Source organism: Acinetobacter sp. GXMZU3951, from assembly GCF_054457875.1.
The window spans coordinates 84,026-104,489 of sequence record NZ_JBTLFO010000006.1 but is presented as its reverse complement, the minus strand read 5'-3'; the positions used below and the strand labels follow the sequence as shown (position 1 = coordinate 104,489).

14 protein-coding genes are annotated in these 20,464 nt (G+C 44.6%); 7 read left to right on the top strand and 7 right to left on the bottom strand.

Annotated features, from left to right (window positions below):
- Positions 1-91 precede the first annotated feature (91 nt).
- Positions 92-529 carry a type II secretion system major pseudopilin GspG gene (gene gspG / locus ACX17N_RS10720; protein WP_458892561.1) on the bottom strand — a complete coding sequence of 146 codons (438 nt, stop codon included), beginning with the start codon at positions 527-529 and terminating at the stop codon, positions 92-94.
- 30 nt (positions 530-559) lie between these two features.
- Entirely contained in the window at positions 560-1,765 is a 1,206-nt protein-coding gene (gene gspF / locus ACX17N_RS10715) for a type II secretion system inner membrane protein GspF (RefSeq protein ID WP_458892560.1), read from the bottom strand.
- 152 nt (positions 1,766-1,917) lie between these two features.
- Between gspF and ACX17N_RS10710 the strand changes: the two genes are divergently transcribed.
- The 7 genes from ACX17N_RS10710 to ACX17N_RS10680 all read left to right on the top strand — a co-directional run bounded on the left by ACX17N_RS10710 (position 1,918) and on the right by ACX17N_RS10680 (position 9,684).
- Positions 1,918-4,140: a primosomal protein N' gene (locus ACX17N_RS10710; protein ID WP_458892559.1), complete on the top strand. Its 2,223-nt coding sequence runs from the start codon at positions 1,918-1,920 to the stop codon at positions 4,138-4,140.
- 53 nt (positions 4,141-4,193) lie between these two features.
- Positions 4,194-6,035 (top strand): monovalent cation:proton antiporter-2 (CPA2) family protein, encoded by a 1,842-nt coding sequence (locus tag ACX17N_RS10705; RefSeq protein WP_458892558.1) that lies wholly within the window; start codon positions 4,194-4,196, stop codon positions 6,033-6,035.
- Positions 6,036-6,085: 50 nt separating this feature from the next.
- Positions 6,086-6,961 carry an Hsp33 family molecular chaperone HslO gene (gene hslO / locus ACX17N_RS10700; protein WP_458892557.1) on the top strand — a complete coding sequence of 292 codons (876 nt, stop codon included), beginning with the start codon at positions 6,086-6,088 and terminating at the stop codon, positions 6,959-6,961.
- 297 nt (positions 6,962-7,258) lie between these two features.
- Positions 7,259-7,723 carry a DUF2147 domain-containing protein gene (locus ACX17N_RS10695; RefSeq protein ID WP_458892556.1) on the top strand — a complete coding sequence of 155 codons (465 nt, stop codon included), beginning with the start codon at positions 7,259-7,261 and terminating at the stop codon, positions 7,721-7,723.
- Between the two features lie 293 nt (positions 7,724-8,016).
- On the top strand, positions 8,017-8,973 hold the full coding sequence (locus tag ACX17N_RS10690; protein WP_458892555.1) for a DnaJ C-terminal domain-containing protein: 957 nt from the start codon (positions 8,017-8,019) through the stop codon (positions 8,971-8,973).
- 10 nt (positions 8,974-8,983) lie between these two features.
- Positions 8,984-9,322, top strand: a complete 339-nt coding sequence (locus tag ACX17N_RS10685; RefSeq protein ID WP_458892554.1) for a chaperone modulator CbpM — start codon at positions 8,984-8,986, stop codon at positions 9,320-9,322.
- Positions 9,323-9,408: 86 nt separating this feature from the next.
- Positions 9,409-9,684: a YdcH family protein gene (locus tag ACX17N_RS10680; RefSeq protein WP_458892553.1), complete on the top strand. Its 276-nt coding sequence runs from the start codon at positions 9,409-9,411 to the stop codon at positions 9,682-9,684.
- 131 nt (positions 9,685-9,815) lie between these two features.
- Here the strand turns inward: ACX17N_RS10680 and ACX17N_RS10675 are convergent, their stop codons facing one another.
- From ACX17N_RS10675 to ACX17N_RS10655, 5 genes are all read right to left on the bottom strand, one after another.
- Entirely contained in the window at positions 9,816-11,051 is a 1,236-nt protein-coding gene (locus ACX17N_RS10675) for a magnesium transporter CorA family protein (RefSeq protein ID WP_458892552.1), read from the bottom strand.
- Between the two features lie 199 nt (positions 11,052-11,250).
- Complete coding sequence (pnp, locus tag ACX17N_RS10670) at positions 11,251-13,338, bottom strand: polyribonucleotide nucleotidyltransferase (RefSeq protein WP_458892685.1); 2,088 nt, start codon at positions 13,336-13,338, stop codon at positions 11,251-11,253.
- Positions 13,339-13,584: 246 nt separating this feature from the next.
- Positions 13,585-13,854, bottom strand: a complete 270-nt coding sequence (rpsO, locus tag ACX17N_RS10665) for a 30S ribosomal protein S15 (RefSeq protein ID WP_004637724.1) — start codon at positions 13,852-13,854, stop codon at positions 13,585-13,587.
- A 1,077-nt stretch (positions 13,855-14,931) separates the two neighbouring features.
- Positions 14,932-16,680: an exodeoxyribonuclease V subunit alpha gene (gene recD / locus ACX17N_RS10660; RefSeq protein ID WP_458892551.1), complete on the bottom strand. Its 1,749-nt coding sequence runs from the start codon at positions 16,678-16,680 to the stop codon at positions 14,932-14,934.
- A 62-nt stretch (positions 16,681-16,742) separates the two neighbouring features.
- On the bottom strand, positions 16,743-20,459 hold the full coding sequence (locus ACX17N_RS10655) for a UvrD-helicase domain-containing protein (protein WP_458892550.1): 3,717 nt from the start codon (positions 20,457-20,459) through the stop codon (positions 16,743-16,745).
- Positions 20,460-20,464: the final 5 nt, after the last annotated feature.

Below are 20,464 nucleotides of genomic sequence, written 5' to 3'. Positions count from 1 at the left end.
CCTGAACAAGAAAGATTATCACTTTATCTATAATTGAATATTTCATAACATAAAGTGATAATCTCAGAACTAGATTTAATCTCTTTTTTAATTAAGGCTGATAATAAATATCGGCATCGGTACCTTCACCACCTTCTTTACCATCGGCACCAAAGGAATATAAATCAAAGGCACGACCTTCAGCCCCTGGGCTGATATATTGGATATCATTTTCCCAACTGTCTTTTGGATAGCCGCCTTTGACATAGCCGCCTTGCATCCAGTTTTTGGCAGAAGCGGGTTGGTTCACCAAAGCATCTAAACCGCCATCCTGCATCGATGGGTATTTGCTATTGTCCAATTTATATTGATCTAAAGCCCCTGCCACCCCTTTTAGGGTAATCGCAGTCGTGTCGACCTTGGCCTTTTCACCACGCCCCATCACATTGGGAACAATCAGGGCAGCCAACACGCCCAAAATGACAATCACCACCATCACTTCAATTAAAGTAAAACCCGATTGTTTGATTTGATATTTATTCACTTGCATGCAACAACTCTCTTGGAAATCTTTTTCTCTTTAAATCATGTTATTCATGTTCACAATTGGCAGCATCACCGCAATCACAATCACCAAAACAATACTGGCCATTAGCACCAGCATTAACGGCTCCAGCAAAGCCAACAAGGTCGAAATCAGCGTGGTAACCTCTCGATCCTGCATATGTGATGCCCGTGCCAACATCCGATCCAGCTCACCGGAAGCCTCCCCACTTTTGATCATTTGTACCATCATCGGGGGGAAATAACCACTGCGCTCTAATTGGGTCGCCAGATTGCCGCCTTCGGTGACTTTTTCCGCTGCCAAGTTCACGGCATCCCGTATCACCCAATTATTACTCACCGCTGCACCGATCTTTAAAGCATCGACCAAAGGTACGCCCGACTGGGTCAAAATAGACAAGGTACTGGCAAAACGTGCCGCATTAATACCACGCGATAATTTACCAAATAATGGCAGTTTGAGTGCTAAACGATCAAAAGCATAATGCCCCGCGGTACTTTTTAAAAATCGTAATAACACCCCGATGCCGAGCACACTGACCACCAATAAAAAGGGCCACGCCATACGAATAAACTCACTGGCTTTCATGAGTGCTACAGTAATCCATGGCAATGCATCTTTATTTTGATCAAAGGTTTTTACGATATCGGGTACCACATAGGTCATCAGCCCCATCACAATCGCAAAGGACATCAGCATTAAAATGATCGGATAGATCATCGCGCCTTGAATCTTCTTTTGCATGGCAAACCGGTTTTCGGTGTAATCTGCCAATTGATCCAAAATCAGATCCAGATGTCCCGAACGTTCACCCGCAGCAATAGTGGCACGGTACAGTTCAGGAAAACGCCCCGATTGCTGTAAGGCATTGGCCAAGGAATGCCCTTCCAAGACTTTGGAACGCACTGACAGTACCAACTGCTGTACATGGTTTTTTTCACTTTGTTTGGCAACGGCGCGTAATGCTTCTTCTAAAGGAATGGCGGCTGCCACCAAAACCGACAACTGGCGGGTAAACAGCGCCAAATCATAGGCTGTAATTCCTTTTTGGAACCAACGCCCGCCTTGCTGCTGATCTTTCTGCTCCACAGGATCGACAGCAACAGGAATTAAAGATTGCTCACGTAATTGTTGACGGATTTGACGGGCAGAATCGCCTTCTAGTACCCCTTTTTGCTGCTTCCCTGAAGCATCGATGGCCGTAAATTGATATGCAGGCATTGTAATGCTCTAATTTTCCGAAATTTCCTTCAGCGCAGTTGCGTCTGACCACTAAAATCATTCATATTCTTGAATATAAATTTTATTCGCTCACTCTAACATAACTCTAGACTTCACACGACGACTATTCAGCTGGAACATTTGACCTGTTTATGCCAAATTCTGTACCGCCTTCATCGCCTCTTTATCGTATTCGTGTTGCCGTTCCAGCACATGTCTATGACTGTTTTGACTACCAAATTAGCGCTGCAGATTATGCACGTGCTCAGGTTGGGGCACGGGTTGCCGTTCCCTTCGGACCACGCAATCTCATTGGGGTGATTACAGAAAAGCTAGCCCTAGATGCCCCCAGCAACCCCAAATTCAAATTAAAGCCAATTCAAGCCCTGTTAGATGATGAGGCCATTTTAGATCACAAAGTTTTAACTTTATTGACATGGGCGGCTCAGTATTACCAATTTCCGATTGGTGAGGTCATTCAAAGCGCATTACCGACCCTGTTACGCCAAGGTAAACCTTACGACCTGTTGGCACATATGTGGCGTTTGCTGGATCTGAATGCTGAGGAAAAAATCAAGCGTTCGGAGAAACAGCAGCATGCTTATAAAATTTTAAAGCTGCATCCTGCAGGTACCTCGGAAAATATTCTGAATTTGGCCGGCATTGAAACTGCCACTTTAAAAGCCTTAGAAAAGAAAGGAATTTGTGAAAGCTATTTAGACCAGAAAGACTTTAGTCCACAAACCATGAGCTTGGCTCAAATGCCCTTGACTGCCAATCTCGATCAGAAACATGCGATTCAGCAGGTACTCAAATCGCTGTCGTCTTATCATGCTTTTTTACTGGATGGTTTGACGGGCAGTGGCAAGACTGAGGTCTATCTGCAAATTATGCAAGAGGTGCTGAAACAAGGTAAACAAGTCTTGGTCTTGGTGCCGGAAATTGGTTTGACACCACAAACCATCAGTCGTTTTCAGTCCCGTTTTCATTGTCATATTGCCTTGCTGCATTCAGGTCTCACCGACAGCAAACGTTTGCAAGCGTGGCAAAGTGCGCAAATGGGCAAGGCGTCGATTATTCTGGGAACCCGTTCCGCCATTTATACCCCGCTGCCGAATCTGGGATTAATTATTCTAGATGAAGAACACGACTTATCTTTTAAGCAACAAGAAGGCTTCCGTTATCATGCCCGTGATGTGGCACTGTATCGCGCCCATTTGGAAAACTGTCCGATTATCTTGGGGTCAGCCACGCCAAGCATGGAAAGTTATGCCTTGGTCAATCTCAACAAACTGACCTGTTTAGAGTTGAACCAACGCGCAGGTACAGCCTTATTGCCGAAACTACATATTCTCGATCTGAAAGTTGGCCGTAAGCAGCATGGTTTTAGTCAGTTCCTCTTGGATGAAATGCATAAACGTCTAGCAAAAAAAGAACAAGTGCTGATCTTTTTAAATCGTCGTGGCTATGCCCCTGTGCTGATTTGCGAAAGCTGTGCCTGGCAAGCCAAATGCCCGCACTGCGATGCCAATTTTACCTTGCATACTCAACCTTACCAGCACTTGCATTGCCATCACTGCGGCACTATTCACCGCATGCCCGATCATTGTCCGCAATGTCATCATACTGAACTGAAACCGATTGGCATGGGCACCGCCAAAGTGGAAGAACACTTAAATGAACTCTTCCCCGAGGTTGATGTGATTCGAGTTGACCGTGATTCAACCAGCCGGGTCGGCAGTTGGCAAAAAATTTATGAGCGGATTCAAAAAAGCGAGCCTGTCATTTTATTGGGTACACAAATGCTGGCCAAAGGTCATCATTTCCCCTATGTATCTTTAGTGGCAATTTTAGATATTGATGCAGGTTTACTCAGTGTCGATTTTCGTGCCCCAGAACGTACAGCACAGTTAATCGTGCAAGTTGCAGGGCGTGCAGGACGCGGCGAGAAAAAAGGCGATGTCTATTTACAAACGCTGCGTCCAGAGCATCCCTTATTGCACACCTTGGTTGATGGTGATTATCGTCAATTTGCTCGCCAAACCTTAAAAGAACGGCAGCAGGCGCTGTTCCCGCCCTACCGCTATGCTGCACTGATTCGCTGTGAATCGAAAAGTCAGGAACACAATCAGCAGTATCTCGGTGAATATGCGCAACAGTTACGTGAGATTTCAGCACAAAGTATTGAAATCTGGGGACCAATTCCAGCACCGATGGAGCGTAAAGCAGGTCGTTACCAAGCGCATATGGTGTTATTGTCTCAAGATCGTGCACGCTTACACTATTACTTACGGTCTTGGTGGCAAAATATGTTGCAACATAAGCCTGCCAGCATGAAACTGAGTCTGGATATTGACCCGCAAGAATTGAGTTGAATGCACACTCAACTGTTACTTTCAGTATAGAACCCATTTTTCAGGACAGAGGCATGTCGTTATTGTTGCAAATCACGCTTTTTCTCGGTGCAGCCCTGCTGGTGGTGCCGCTCCTAAAACGCTTGGGGATTGCTACAGTCTTAGGCTATCTCATCACGGGCATTGTTTTGGGACCACATGTACTGAATATTGCCAATGATCCTGAAGCGATTCACAAACTAGCTGAATTTGGCGTGATTTTCCTAATGTTTTTAATTGGGTTGGAGCTGCGACCGCAACGGCTTTGGACGATGCGTCAGTCCATTTTTGTGATGGGCAGTGCACAAGTGGGCATTACGGCCCTTGTGATTGGCAGCATTCTATTTTTGGTGTTAAAACAAGGCATCGCGACCAGTCTGGTGATTGGAAGCGCACTGGCACTGTCATCAACCGCATTTGTATTACAACTGTTGACCGAAAAGCAGCAACTGAATACCAGTTATGGACAACAATCTTTCTCAATTTTATTGTTCCAAGACATTGCCGCGATTCCGCTGATTGCGGTAATTCCCCTACTCGCGGGCAATGAATCCACCCATTATGGCATCGCCTACTTTGCAGCAATCGTGGCGGCATTTACCGGACTATTTTTGTTTAGTCGCTTTTTAATTCGACCTTTTTTTCGCTTTATCGTGAAAACTGGTGCACATGAATTAATTACAGCGATCAGTTTATTCATTGTTCTCGCTGTGGTGTTACTGATGGATCTGCTGAATATCAGCACCACATTAGGTGCATTCTTAACGGGAGTATTACTGGCGGATTCTGAGTTTCGACATGAACTGGAAGCCAGTATTGCGCCTTTTAAAGGACTGTTACTGGGACTGTTCTTTATCACCGTGGGGATGCTGACTCCAATTCAGCTTTTATGGCAACAACCGCTATTTATCTTGGCGGGTGCACTACTCTTGCTGTTGATCAAATTCACCCTTTTAGCGGCCATTGCCCGTTATTATCAGTTGTCTTGGCCCAACAGCTTGCTACTGGCCAGTTGTTTGGCACAGGGTGGAGAATTTGCTTTTGTCATATTCAGCGTGGCACAAACTGAACAGCTGCTCACAGAAGCGATTATCGCGCCTATCACCTTAATGGTGATTATCTCGATGATCCTCACCCCAGTTCTATACTGGATTATTCGCCAAGGAATTGTGCCCCATCTTACGCCTGTCACAGTACCCGCTTATGATGAAATTTTGGATCAGCAACCGGCCATGATCATTGCAGGTTTTGGTCGTTTTGGACAAACCATTGCACGGGTGGCCCATCTGCAACATCAAAAGTTTACGGCCATCGACAGCAATCTGGAAAAAGTTGATTTTGTGCGGAACTATGGGGGGCATTTGTATTATGGCGATGCCACCCATCCTGACATTTTAAGAGCCGCGGGTATTGAACAGGCCAAAGTCTTTGTTCTCGCCATTGATGATATTGAAGACTCGATGAATGTGGCACGCCATATCTGCCTGAATTACCCTACGTTACAGTTATTAGTCAGAGCACGAGACCGACATCATGTACACTTATTACGTGACTTAGGTGTGCAGCATATTTGGCGAGAAACCTATTTATCTTCGCTTGGCATGGCGTATCGTGCCTTGTGTGATTTGGGTGTCAGTGACAGCGATGCCAAGAAAAGTATCGAGCTCTTTCGCGATTATGATGAACAGCTTCTGGCACAGCAACAACGCGTCTATACCGACGAACAGAAGGTATATGAATCGCATCGCAATGCCCTAGCTGAACTGGAACATTTATTTGAGCGCGATGCAGAAATTCGTGCGGTCGAAACAGGCGTCGATTTACAGCGCGGTTTAGATTCTACCCGAATAGATGTGACACGAGATGAAGCAAAATGACTTGTGTTTTACAATATCGCCACCATTAAAGCAGGGTTTTGGAGAAAATTATGTCTGATATACGTCAACGCTTTTATATTGAAGATTGCCCTGTACGTGGTGAAGTCGTTCATTTAGAAGAAACCTTACAAACCATTCTAGCTCAACGCGACTACCCACAAGCCGTGCAAATTTTACTGGGCGAAATGCTCAGTGCGACCGCCTTGTTGGCCAGCACGCTAAAAATTAAAGGGCGTATCAGCTTACAAATTCAAGCCTCTGGAACATTTAAATGGGCCATGGCGGAATGCAACCATTTAGGTGAAGTCCGTGCCTTGGCGGATTATGAAGAAGATCCGCGTTTTCAAGCTGCAAGCGACAGCAGCACAGTGCTGAAAGCTTTGCTTAGCCCAGTGTTGTTTATTAACATTGAGCCTGAGTTTGGTGAGCGCTATCAAGGGATTGTACCCTTAGACCAACCGACACTCTCTGGTTGCTTGATGCAGTATTACGACCTCTCGGCACAAATTCCGACTCGCATTGTGTTAGCGAGTACTGCACAGCGCTCAGGTGGTTTACTGATTCAACTGTTACCACGTATCAATGAAGAAGAACAGCAGCGCGTAGATGAAGATTTATGGCCGCGTTTGACCATGCTGACGGAAACGCTCAAAGTCGATGAGCTGACCGAATTAGATGCCAATGAAATTCTGTATCGCTTGTATAACGAAGAAGATGTCCGCTTGCCTGAAGTAGAGCAATTACAGTTTGGCTGTACCTGTTCTAAAGAACGTTGTGCCAATGCCCTGCAACAAATTGGGGTCGAGGCTGTACGTGAAACCCTAGAGCATCAAAATCCAATTACCATGGATTGCCAATTCTGTAATACGCAATATCAATTCACCGCAGAAGAAGCACTGGCATTATTTGGCGAGCATCTCAGCTAAATTCACCGCCATCCCTGCCTGTTGGAGCATGTCTGCATGAACCAATAGGCAGATCTGTGCTGCCGAATGAATTCTTCGGTTGCAACCACAACAAAAAACAACTCCCCATCCTATAGTCCCCCCTAAGTTTTCGGCTCTTGGACTAAAATCGTATATATTTCAACTCCGCAATCACTCTATAAAAGACTGCGACCAAGACAACAAAAATACTGTTTACTGCGTCCTATCATGACAATAAATCCATAATTTTAATATGTGATTCATACCACTTCGACTTATACAATGAGGTATTCCTTCATGGGAACAACGTTTCTTTCCCGCACGGTTTTGATGTCTAGCCTTCTTTGCAGCCTGCACACCTTTGCCGCAACCGACCCGCTGCTCGGGAAATGGAAAACCGTGGATGATCGTACAGGACATTCACTGGCCGATGTCGTGATCAGCAAAGATCCGCAGGGGAATTATCAAGCGCAAGTAACCGAAATTCGCGCTATTGCAGGTAAGGACAAGCTAACTACTTGCCAAAAATGTCCAGGAAGTTTTAAAGATCAGCCCGTTTTGGGTTTAACCATTTTATCGGGATTGAAGAAAAACCCAGAACACCGGGATCAATATATCGAGGGACGTTTTCTGGACCCCGTTTCAGGACATTTATATGTTTCAGAAGCGCGTCTAGGACAGCAAAATAAATATCTACAAATTCGTGGTCAGGTTGCAGGCTCGGCCAATGTACGGCATATGACATGGATTAAAGTGCCTTAATGCACACCCGACTTCTGTTATAAAAAAGCCCGATTCGGGCTTTTTTTATGCATCTGGCATATGACATACACCAGAAGGTGCAGGTTTCAGTTCGTTAAATTGCATTGCATTTGCATAAATCAATATAAGTCATTCAATATTCTCAGAATAAGGAGAAATCTGTACTGCCTAAAAGGCGCATTGCTATTGCACCGTCATGATTTGAAACAAATATCAACAGTTCTACACTACTTCCCTGCTTCAGAAAGACATAATAATATTGGTGAAAATATCATCAATATTACTATGCTCATATGCCTAAGAATTATTACGAGATCCTTGGGGTAACACGCGAAGCTTCCCCCGACCAAATAAAAAAAGCATATCGAAAGCTGGCACGCAAGTACCATCCCGATATCAGTAAAGAGAGTGATGCCGAAGCCAAAATGCAAGAAGTCAATGTGGCTTACGATACGCTCAGTAATGAGGAAAAAAAGAAAGAATACGACTTCATCCTGGATCATCCTGAAGGATTCGCCAACTTTGGCGGGCAAGCAGGTCAATCTGGCTTTGATGGTGCCCAATATTATCGGCAGGGGTTTGGTCAGGGAAGCAGTTCAGACTTCTCGGGCTTTGAAGACTTATTTGGTCGCTTTGGTACAGGCTTTGGAGGAAGTAACTATCAGTACAAGCAAAGACAGCAGTCCTTTCGTGGTGAAGACCAGCATGCACGGATTGAAGTCGATTTAGATGTGGCATTTCATGGCACCTCACAGCAAATCACCATGCAAATTCCGAGCATTAATGCCTATGGTGAACCTGAGGTACAACGCAAAACCCTCCAAGTCAAAATTCCCAAAGGCATGAAAGAAGGACAACAGATTCGTTTATCGGGTCAAGGACAAACTGGCATCCGTGGCGGAGAAAACGGGGATTTGTATATTGAAATTTATTACAAGGATACCGCACAGTTTCGGGTCGAAGGTGCAGACATTTACTACACCGTTCCAGTGAGTCCTTGGGAAGCTGCGCTTGGTCAGCAAATTGAATTGCTGACTCCAGCAGGGAGCAAAGTGCAGGTGAACTTACCCAAAAATGCCCATACGGGACAACAATTACGCTTAAAAAATCAAGGGATTCCCAATAAAACACCAGGACACTTATTTTTAATTCTTAACATTGTGAATCCACCTGCTCAAACTGAGCAAGAACAGCAAGCCTACCAAGCTTTTGCTCAAGCTTTTCAGCAGTTTAAGCCTCGACAACTTTAAGGAGAACGCTATGACAACAATTCATTATCGTGAAATTATTTGCGACGGTTATAGTACCGCAGAAATCGTCGATGAACATCGTAGTTTCGATTTAAAACATTTTGCCGAAGCCTGTGGTCAAAGCCCTGAATGGGTGTTACAACTTTTAGAATACGATATTTTACCGTCTCGCCCAGAAGATCGAATTCATCAATTCTTTGGTGAAGATGTTTCACGTGCGCGTAAAGCCTACCGCTTACAACGGGATTTTGATGCCAGTTTTTCGGCGGTCGCCATGATGCTGGATTTAATTGATGAAGTCCAACAACTACGGCGCCAAGTTCGGCATTCCCATATTCAACAATCATAAACCTGTCATACAACCCATTTTTTTGATTAATCATCAAGCAATGGGTTGTTTTCTTTCAGCACTAACAGAAGAGTAAAACGGTTGCCATGAAAACAAAAGAATGTAACAAGAAAGTCAAACTCATGTTTCCCGAACATCGTGAGATTATTCCGCAATTGCGACAAGAAAATCCGCATTTTGCAAGAATTTTTGAAGAACATGCAGATCTCGATCAGGAGATTTGCCAACGAGAGCTGAATCCCGTTTTTCGCATCAATGATGATATTGAAGCCTTAAAACGGAAAAAACTGCGCCTCAAGGACGAAATTTATCGTCTGCTCCAGCACCATGCCAATGCTCAAGTTCAGGATGTATTCAAATAGGCGAAGATGATGCATACGAGCGTGAACAATAATTAAAAGCTCACCAAAAACAAAAGATTAAACTCTCGTTATAGACACAGCATAAAAGAAGAAGATGTCATTATCATGACATCTTCTGTCTTTGAGCAGGCCTATTTTAACTTCGTCAGTTTTTCTACTTCCTTGATCGTGACTTTAACCCCCTGTTTAATCGGCTCGTAATCCAAGAACCACAATAGCCCCACATGCTGGTCTTGATGTTGTTGTGCCAGCATATCAATCACGCTTTTCTCGCCTCGCCCCACCAAATGCCGGCGATAAAAATACAAAATGAGCCACACCGTGGTAATCAGCATCACCACCAACATAATCCAAAACCCAATCGGAGATTTCAGCCCAGGAATAAACTCAAAGTTCATGCCATAAATGCCAGTCAACAAAGTAAGGGGCGCAAAAATAGCGGTAATAATGGCGAGAATGCGCATATTTTCATTGGTCTGATTGGCAATTGCTGAAAAATGAAGTTCTATCGCAGCCTGTACTGCACTGCGCAAACGCGTAGTATGTTTTTGAATCCGCTCCACATGGCTTACCAGATCATCGGTCCGTACCAAGACCAGATCACGCTTTTCAGAACGTTTTTTCGGCTTTAAATGGGCAAAGTTTTCGACGATCTCATCGCGCAATTCCTGCAACACTTCAATTTGTTCTTCACATAAATTTTCAATCTGCTGAAACGCCATGTTTTCTTGTAGCAATTGGTTCCACTTGGTAAAGCGTCGGTGACCTTGTAGCAACTCCTGCTGCCAATATTCTACCCGTCGGGTCAAAGGTACTCGCAAGTCCAAATAACCGTCGACCATGGCATTCAAGAGACGTAATGCTAAGTCGAGCGGGCTTTGCGAGAGTTTTCTTGGCTTGTTTTGCTCGTCTTGTGAGCGTGCAGAAATCGCATTTATTCGTTCGATATATTGCTCGATGACACGATTCCCCCGTTCACGCACGGTAATCAGGACTTGAGGGGTCATAATAAAACTGATGGGCGTGGTGGATAATCCAAAAAATCGCTCATGCTGCTCGAGTGCTTGCTCTCCGACTTGAATTTTGTCATCGGGCGTAATCAGTTTACGGAAAATCAAGACGTCATAATCTTCCATCGCATCAAAAGCACACGGATGTTCTAAATTCAGAATATCCTTTAAATGGAATTCATTTAAGCTCACACCCGATAATTCATAGATTTGTGCTTGCCAGTGTTCAGCATGATTCACTACATCTTCACGGGTACTGTCGATCCAAATAAATTCGGGCTCAAGATCTTCACGGAGCTGCTGCTGGACATACAAATGTGCTTCGGTCGGATGTTGATAAAAATAATAACTTTGCATCGATCCCATCACTCTATGCTGGTGCTGTTGACTGTTTTAATAGGCTTGAGTGTACTGCATATTTTTTAACTTATTCATCTTTATCGCAATTTCACCACAAACTTTCCCGCATTGATCAACAAGCAATCTTCCTCATTTTTTGACATAAAAAAAGCCCACTTCAATGAGCGGGCTTTTTTAAAGTCAGTTTAATTCAAGATTAAACTTGCTCAATATCTTTCATCGTTAACTTGATACGACCACGGTTGTCGACATCTGCAACTTGTACTTTCACTTCCTGACCTTCAGATAATACGTCTGCAACATTGGCAATACGTTCATTTGAAATTTGAGAAATGTGAAGTAAACCATCAGTACCCGGAAGAATGTTCACGAATGCACCGAATTCAACGATACGAATAACTTTACCAGTGTAAATTGTACCTGGTTCAACTTCAGCTGTAAGCGCTTGGATTTTTGCAATCGCCGCTTGTGCAGCAGCTTTGGTTTCACCAAAGACGCGTACTGTACCGTTGTCTTCAATATCAATTGCCGCTTTAGTTTCTTCAGTAATTGCACGGATAGTTGCACCACCCTTACCAATCACGTCACGGATCTTGTCTGGGTTGATGTTGATAACTTGGAACGTAGGCGCATGCATCGAAATTTCTGGACGTGCACGTGAAATCACTTGGTTCATAGCATTCAAGATATGCATACGACCTGCATACGCTTGGTTTAATGCAACTTCCATGATCTCTTCAGTAATGCCTTCGATCTTGATGTCCATTTGCAGTGCAGTAATACCGTTGGCAGAACCTGCTACTTTAAAGTCCATGTCACCAAGGTGGTCTTCGTCACCCAAGATGTCAGAAAGAACTGCGAAACGCTCGCCTTCTTTTACTAGACCCATTGCGATACCGGCAACAGGTGCTTTCAATGGAACACCAGCATCCATAAGGGATAATGAAGCACCACATACCGAAGCCATAGAAGATGAACCGTTTGATTCAGTAATGTCAGATACAATACGAATCACGTACGGGAAGCGGTCAGCCGCTGGAAGAACAGCCTGTACACCACGACGTGCCAAACGACCGTGACCAATCTCACGACGTTTAGGACCAGATTCACGACCTGTCTCACCTACAGAGTATGCAGGGAAGTTGTAGTGCAACATGAAGTTGTCAGTTTTAGTACCAGAAAGCGTGTCAACCATGAGTGCATCACGCGTGTTACCCAAAGTTGTAGTTACCAACGCCTGAGTTTCACCACGTGTGAACAATGCTGAACCGTGTGCACGACCTAACACACCCACTTGTACGTCTAATGCACGTACAGTTTTCGTGTCACGACCATCAATACGTGGCTTACCAGAAAGGATGTTGTCACGTACCGTACGGTATTTCAAATCTTCGAACAATTCGTTCAAGTCATCTGCAATACCTGTTTCGTCATTTTCAGGAACGAACTGAGCAACCGCTTCCGCTTGAATCGCGTCTAATGCTGCATAACGGTCTTGCTTAACAGCAATCGTGTACGCTTCAGAAATTTTCGCTTCAAACGCTTCTTTTAATTTAGTACGAAGCTCTTCATTTTTCGTTGGTGCAGTCCAAGTCGACTCCGTTGCACCCGCAGCAGCAGCAAACTCTTTAATCGCTTGTACAGCAATTTGCATTTCGTCATGACCGAAAAGCACTGCACCGAGCATTTGGTCTTCAGAAAGTTCTTTTGCTTCTGATTCAACCATCAATACTGCTGATTCTGTACCTGCAACCACAAGGTCAAGGTCAGATTGCGCCATTTGTTCAAAGTTCGGGTTAAGAACATATTCACCGTTGATTAAACCAACACGCGCAGCACCAATTGGACCACGGAACGGTGTACCTGCAATAGCCAATGCCGCAGAAGTACCGAGCATTGCTGCAATATCAGCATCCATAGTTTTGTCAGAAGACACAACAGTGGCTGTTACTTGAATTTCGTTGTAGTAACCTTCTGGGAACAACGGACGGATTGGACGGTCGATTAAGCGTGAAATCAACGTTTCAGCTTCTGAAGCACGACCTTCACGTTTGCCATAACCACCTGGGATACGACCCGCAGCATATTGTTTTTCTTGGTAGTTCACAGTGAGTGGGAAAAAGTCTTGACCCGCTTTCGCTGTTGGTTGAGCAACAACGGCAACCAATACCGTTACACCACCCATCGTGATTAAAACTGTGTTTGCTTGACGAGCAACACGACCAGTTTCTAGTACCACATTGTACTGACCGTATTGGAATTCTTTACGAACGATATTAAACATCGACATATATTTTTCTTTCCTGATTTTATTCTAGTGGAGACCCCTAAGGTTTGGCATTCACAACCTAAAGTTTGTGCAAATGACAAAGCTTAGAAGCCGACCTCACTAGAAACACTATTTTTAAACGCAAAGAAGGAGCGAAACATTCGCCCCTTCCCCTTTATCTAGACGAAGCTAGATATTCTTTAGTTTTCAGCAATACAGCATTCAACATGCAATAATCCGAAAATAAAAGTTTCAATCGAATTAACGACGTAAACCTAAAGCACCGATCAAAGCAACATAACGGCCATGATCTTTACCATTTAGGTAGTCAAGTAACTTACGACGTTGGTTAACCATACGGATAAGACCGCGACGGCTATGGTGGTCGTGTTTGTGCTCTTTGAAGTGACCTTGTAAGTCATTGATTTGAGCAGTTAAAAGAGCTACTTGAACTTCTGGTGAACCAGTGTCGTTTTCAGCACGAGCAAATTTAGCGATGATTTCTGCGCGATCTGCGTTTGTTAAAGCCATTCGATTTCTCCGAGATGCTTAAAAAAGTTACATTTGATACGAATCAATCGATTGCTCAATTGACTGCCGTGCATCACTACAGCAAGAGCGTTATTTTAAGGGAAAATGCCGATGATTGCAAAATATGCGCACTATTTAAATTTACTAAACAAAAATAATGCATGAATAAATCACATCTGGCTCCGTAAATTGTCAAATATCATGAAAATAAGCGCACAACATGAAATAATGAATAGATAATCATAATTTGCATTCTATTGGATACCGTTGCCGATATTTCAACAACCAAGCCAGCGTATTGCACTAGCCCTTTCATCTTTAGCCAGAATGCACGATGCAAGAATTGAGCTTGTCGCAGTCTCGAGATAAAGTTTAAAACTCAAGATCAGATTTGCTCGGCAATGGCGGAGAGCATGAAAGAATACGTAAATTCCACAAAATAACGTGCTCAGATTCGCAATTTATAACCTTAAACATTAATTGCATCAAATTTAAATAAGATGTATTTGTGATACATTTTGCCAACCATTATTGCGATCTAGTTCCAAAAGAAAAATGCCCAAGCATAACTTGGGCATTTCTCATTGCGCTGTAGTTCTTATATTTATTGTTATTTTTATTTTAGTTATTGCGCATAATGCGCTTATTGTGACAACAGTCCTTGTTTCCACCAAGATGTCCTTATGTGTAATATTTTGCCACAACAAAGCAAAAAGCATAGAGGTGTTTTACCTAACTCAATGTACGCTTTAACTTACATGAGCGGGCTAAATGGTCTGGCGGATTCTGATCGGAATATTGGACTAAATATAAAAGTACAGGCAATAAAAAAGCCCTGTAGTCTCTCCCAAAACTACAAGGCTTAGCGGCTGTAAGTTTCCTCATTCACCTACTTCACTGTAAGTTCGCTGTCATATCCTGACTTTGTTATTATCCTTTTGCGATTATGGCTCAACGTTCCGTGTTGTGCTCTTTATGTGAACTCATCTTCTCAGAAACCGAATAAAAGCTCTATGCGCAAATATCTCGAATCAATGTAAGCTTTTTCGTACAAGAACACCGATTATTTAGCACAGATTAATAATCCAAAAGACCCTTTATTTTTTCTAAAACACCACTCATGCGCGTTGTTCTTTTCGACAAGGCTTGGATTAATGCCTGAGGATCTACCAACAGGCTCACAACGGTTTTAGCCCGAGTAATGGCGGTATACAGTAGCTCTTGGCTTAACAAGTTTTGTGCCTGAGCATCGAGTACCACAGCCGTATGGGTAAACTCAGAACCTTGGGATTTATGAATGGTCAGTGCAAAAGCCGTTTCGATACTTTTCGGTAAGCGCGTGGCTAAAACCCACTTCTCTAAACTCGGGAAGTAGACTTCAAACTGTGCTTGTCCCTGACGTTGCCGTTTAAAACAAATCCCGATATCCCCGTTCGACACGCCCAACTGATAATCGTTATAAGTCATCATCACGGGACGCCCCACATACCAATCCCCTTGCTTGGTGGTATAGCGACTTAAGGCACTGAGTAAACGCTGCTCAATCTGCTGGTTCAATTGTTTTAAGCCCAAAGCGCCATGACGGATTGCGGCCAAAATCCGATAGTCATCAAAGACCTGAATCACATGCTGAATAGAAGCTTCAGGATCTTCCGCAGTTAAATGTGTTTTTAAGGCTTCAACATAGTGCTGATAGCCTAGCATTAACTTATCGTAATAAGTCTCTGGATTAGTAAGATCCGCACTCAAATATTCCAGTTGCAACACATTCGGCATTTGCGCTTTCAATGGCACAGCACGAATTTCAGTCGGTTCAACCACCTGTTGATGAAATTGTTGTAATAATGCTGCGGTAGATGCTGATTCTGGCGGTTGCTGAATAAAACGGGCCATCTGTCCAATCAAGGCCTGACCATCAAAGCGCCGACTGGTCTGTAAATTGACCCTGTTATGCTGCAATGCCTGAACTTGCTGTAAATCCGCCAATACCGCGCCCACGTCCACCGAAGCCAGCTGATTCGCATCCCCCAATAAAATCAGACGGGCTTGACTCGGCACGGCAGCGAACAACATGCTGGCCAGATTAAGATCCAACATTGAAGCTTCATCCACCACAATAATGTCATAAGGCAAAGGCTGTTCGGCATGATAACGCGGACGGGCGGAATGCCCCAGCCCCAATAACCGATGTAAAGTGACTGGATTTAATTGTTTTAGCGCTGGCGTGACCAAAGGTTGCAATTTTTCATCATTCAATGCCTTTTGCAGGGCTTCTTTCATGCGCTGTGCAGCCTTACCTGTCGGTGCGGCCATCGCAATACGTAAATTGGGCAAAGACTGGTTTAACACGGTAATTATCCGCGCCAGGGTATAGGTCTTTCCTGTACCGGGCCCACCCGTAATAATATTCAGGGCATGCTGACAAACCATCTGCAGTGCCTGCTGCTGATGCGGATCACTGAGTAACGTGGCATAAGCCTGCGCATCGACGGTTGGCACCACTTGCTGCTGCAAGCGTGCGACATGCCGCGCCAAACCATCTTCCAGCTTCCAATAGCGATACAAATATAAATACTGTGAGTCATAAATGAAGGGCGCGACGCCAGTCGCGACTTGCTCGGCACTGACCGCCAAGTTAGCTAAGATTTGCGGTGTATCGGCCTGAATCGGCACACAACTGTTGCCCTGTAACATCGCTGCCAGCACAGACTGGATCAGCGTATCGGCCTGTAGATTTGGGCTTGCACAAAAAGGGGGCTGTTGGATTGATTGGCTCCATTGTGCAATCCAGTCGGGAGTTAATTGCAATGCCTGCTTGTTTTCCACACAGTTATCCTCAAAGTTATCCACAATCTAATTCATTGTTTTTTAATACAAGCTCAGCGCAACTATGCACTTTTATGCACCGCCACTTCAGCAAAATAGCCCAATATTGCATCCAAACGCAGAATAAACTCGGCCTCTGGGCACCAAGTATTAACCCCTAGCCCTGCTACGCCTTGCATACCACGTAAATACAAATAACTGGCTCCACCTAAATGTTGTTCAATCGCATAACCTTCAAACTGGACTTGCAAATAGCGATGCAGTGCCACCAAGTACAATCCGGCCTGCAACCAATAACTGGCATGCGACATGCTGTCCTGTATTTGGGTTGGATGATAGTCCTGCACATCGGCCCCCAAGAAGTTACTTTTATAATCGGCAATATGGTAGCGTTCGCCATCAAAATAGACCAAGTCGATAGAGCCCGTTAAGTATCGTGCTGAATTTGCAGCATTCAGCTCCGGCATCACAATGCCATATTCTGCAAACAAATCTTGAATGCGTTTAATCGCCAATACATGGTTGGAAAGAGACAGATAAAAAGGGAATTCCGCCAAATGTGCTTCTGCCGAAAGGTGCTTTAAGCAAAACTGCTGATGCAAAGGCGTCGATACCACCTGAGCCAGCCATTCTTGCATCCAGGTCAACAACTGCTCCTCATCCACAGACAGAAACTCTTGCTGATATTTGTCACACAAGTTCTGCCATAGACTCGGATAGTCATTTTTAAAACGACGGCGAATTTCAGTTTTCCAGTCCTGTTGCTGCTGAAAATCAATGTGCTCAAAGATTTCATGCAGGAAATTTCCCGCCAAGGTGCCCATCGGAAATTGACGCTGAATCCAGGGAATTGGTTGAGAAATCGCTACATCTTCAATAATCGGCTCTACATCTAGATGAAACTCATCCGCTGCACTTTGTGTGACTTCACGCTGCTGTGCCAAAGCATCCAACACCTGCTGACGAGTTAAATGCTGCGCCAAGGCACTGAAACTGGTTTTGCCTCGAGGATAAAAGCGTTGGGTCGGGAATTCGGCTGCAAAGAGTTCTGGAATTTGCGATTGCTGCTGGGGTTTTAATGCACTTGGACATGCACTCAACACCGCTTCATCCCCACTATAAGGATGCTGAAAGACCTGTTCCGCCTGCCCGCGCCAAAATGCCAAGCCAGTTGCAGATTTTCCTGCATGATCTTGCAGCATGGCATAAACCCGATGACTGGCACGGGTGAGTGCCACATACCACAAACGATGCTGCTCGGCTTCAGCCCGCGCATTATGCTGTTGGATCGCCACCTCATCCAATAAATGCTTGTCATTGATGGCAATCACCCGTTGCAGCTCGGTTTGCCCCGTTAACGGGTGAGCCAGGGCTTGGGTAGAAAAATTCAGAGTCTTGTTCATTTCACTGAATTTTTTATCAGCCCCCAATAAAAAGACAATTTTAAATTCCAGCCCTTTGGACTGGTGAATGGTCATCAACTGTACGCCTGCCTCGTTAGACAGCTTCCGCTCTAACTCCCATTCCCGCTCACTCGGGCTTTGAATCTGTTTTAAATACCAGTGATATAAAGCCTGAGGTCCCTGAAAATGCTCACTGTGCTGACTCAACAATTCAGTTAAATGTCTTAAATTAACCACACAGCGCTCATTGTCACGACTTTGGCTCGCAACCACATTCGACCAAGCCTTAAACACATTTAATGCATACTGCCAAGCTGGCAAAAAGCCGGTGTTAAACCACATTTCCCGAATGTAATCAAAATCCTCAATAAACTGGCTTAAACCCGCAGGCTGCTGTTCCAATTGAATTAACTGACTCAGTTGGAAATTCAGCATCCGGGTCAGCAAAGCCCGTTTCACTTTGCCTTCATCATAGGGATGCATAATCGCAGTCAAAATTGCTGCCACATCCTTGGCGATGACACTGTCAAATACACTGCGCTTGGATGGACGATTGACCCGAATGCCCAAGCGTTCTAATTCATATTGGACTTTATCGAGTCCATCATGGCTTTTGGATAAAATGGCAATATCATTTTCATCGACGGCGCGATGGCCTGTGGCTTCTGCCAAGTACAGTTGCTGTTGAATTCCCTGATTGAGCAAATCCCGGATTTTCCACGCCACCTGAATAAATTCATCTTTCTTGTCTTGCAGCATTAGCCAACGTAAAGGTTGATGATTTTGACCCTGTGCATCTACCAAAGCAGGGTGTGGTCGTGAACCCGCCTCTACCGCGGTATATTGCACCTCTTCACCAAACTCCGTTTGTCGTTGAAACAGGGCATCCACCACCGTCACTAACTCCGCCACAGAGCGATGGTTATATTTAAGACTATATAAACGTCCCTGCTTGGCAAGTACATCGGCCCGAGCCTTGTTATAGGTCAGCATATCTCCGCCACGAAAGCCATAAATGGCCTGTTTCGGATCGCCCACCATAATCATGCAGCCTTGGGCATAATGCTGTGCATCACGCCAGATCCTCGCCAGCATATTGTCTTGGTCTTGGTTGGTATCCTGAAATTCATCAACCAGAATCAGCGGATAACGTGCCTGCACAAAACGCGCAAAGCGGCGACCCTGCGTGTCTTGCAGCGCCTCAGCCAAAGTTCGGATTTGCTGCGCAAAGGTGGTTTCACCCTTTTGCTGCAATACCTGCGGCAAGCGTTTTTTGACTTCGGAAGCCAGATAAAACTGCAAATAGCTATCTAAAGTGTCTAGATCAAAAGTGAGCTGCTCCAGACCTTGAATAAAATGAGCCAAAACAACAAGCAGTGGATGTTGTTGGAAACCTTGCAACACATCCTCTGGACATTTATTCAGTGCTTTTTTAGTGACTAAATCGGTGAGATTTTTTAAGGTGTCGGCATATAAAGGCGCAAATAAGGCATAGACGCCTTGTTGGGTTAAGGCCGTAAGCAACTCAGGGAGTTTAAGGGTCAATAGCTGTTCTAACTTGCCGTCATCACGCCATTTTTTCGCCAAGACCTTAAAATGAACACCATCGGCAGCATAGTAGTCGGCCAAGCTACTAAGCAGACTCCAATCCTGTGCCAACAAATGTTCAAGCTGGGTGCTAAAGCCTGCCAAATCGACCTTGGGCGCATCCACAGCCTGAAAATGCGCAGAGGCAAAATTCAAACTGTTTTCCACTACGCCCACATAGGCATCTTGCGATTTTAATTTTTTATTCAGCAGCAGATAGTCCAGAATCTTTTGGGGCTGCTGCTGAATCCACTCACGCAACACATCATGAATGAGCTGTCGGGTATATTGCTGGGCATCGTCGGTAATTTCGGCACGTTCAATTTTGCCACTTTCAAATGCAAACTCGCGTAGCAGTTTCTGGCTAAAACTGTCCAATGTACCGACAAACAGCTCATCCAATTGGTCAATGACCAGTTTTAAGCGTTCCCGTGCATAGTCCACACGCGGGGCATAATCTTGCAATACTTTTTGATAGAGCGGATCGCTTTCCTGCGTGATTTTCTGTTGCAGTTCGGCTTGCGTCAGGCTCTGGCACGTTTCAAAAAATCGTAAAGTTTCAACCAAACGACTGCGAATTCGCCCCTTTAATTCTGCTGCGGCAGCACGGGTAAACGTGGTGGCAATCACCTGATTGGGTAAATATTCCCCCAGAAATATCCGCACCATTAAACTGGATAAAGTAAAGGTTTTTCCAGTGCCTGCCGAAGCTTCAATCCAGTGTAAGCCTTTAAACTGCATATCCACGATCGGATGATAAGAAATCGTGGCAGCTCTCGGAGTCGTCATCTGCA

Coding starts and splice junctions, on each gene's coding strand:
- gspG (WP_458892561.1), bottom strand. CDS start 529: ATGCAAGTGAATAAATATCAAATCAAACAATCGGGTTTTACTTTAATT.
- gspF (WP_458892560.1), bottom strand. CDS start 1,765: ATGCCTGCATATCAATTTACGGCCATCGATGCTTCAGGGAAGCAGCAA.
- ACX17N_RS10710 (WP_458892559.1), top strand. CDS start 1,918: ATGCCAAATTCTGTACCGCCTTCATCGCCTCTTTATCGTATTCGTGTT.
- ACX17N_RS10705 (WP_458892558.1), top strand. CDS start 4,194: ATGTCGTTATTGTTGCAAATCACGCTTTTTCTCGGTGCAGCCCTGCTG.
- hslO (WP_458892557.1), top strand. CDS start 6,086: ATGTCTGATATACGTCAACGCTTTTATATTGAAGATTGCCCTGTACGT.
- ACX17N_RS10695 (WP_458892556.1), top strand. CDS start 7,259: ATGGGAACAACGTTTCTTTCCCGCACGGTTTTGATGTCTAGCCTTCTT.
- ACX17N_RS10690 (WP_458892555.1), top strand. CDS start 8,017: ATGCCTAAGAATTATTACGAGATCCTTGGGGTAACACGCGAAGCTTCC.
- ACX17N_RS10685 (WP_458892554.1), top strand. CDS start 8,984: ATGACAACAATTCATTATCGTGAAATTATTTGCGACGGTTATAGTACC.
- ACX17N_RS10680 (WP_458892553.1), top strand. CDS start 9,409: ATGAAAACAAAAGAATGTAACAAGAAAGTCAAACTCATGTTTCCCGAA.
- ACX17N_RS10675 (WP_458892552.1), bottom strand. CDS start 11,051: ATGCAAAGTTATTATTTTTATCAACATCCGACCGAAGCACATTTGTAT.
- pnp (WP_458892685.1), bottom strand. CDS start 13,338: ATGTTTAATATCGTTCGTAAAGAATTCCAATACGGTCAGTACAATGTG.
- rpsO (WP_004637724.1), bottom strand. CDS start 13,854: ATGGCTTTAACAAACGCAGATCGCGCAGAAATCATCGCTAAATTTGCT.
- ACX17N_RS10655 (WP_458892550.1), bottom strand. CDS start 20,459: ATGACGACTCCGAGAGCTGCCACGATTTCTTATCATCCGATCGTGGAT.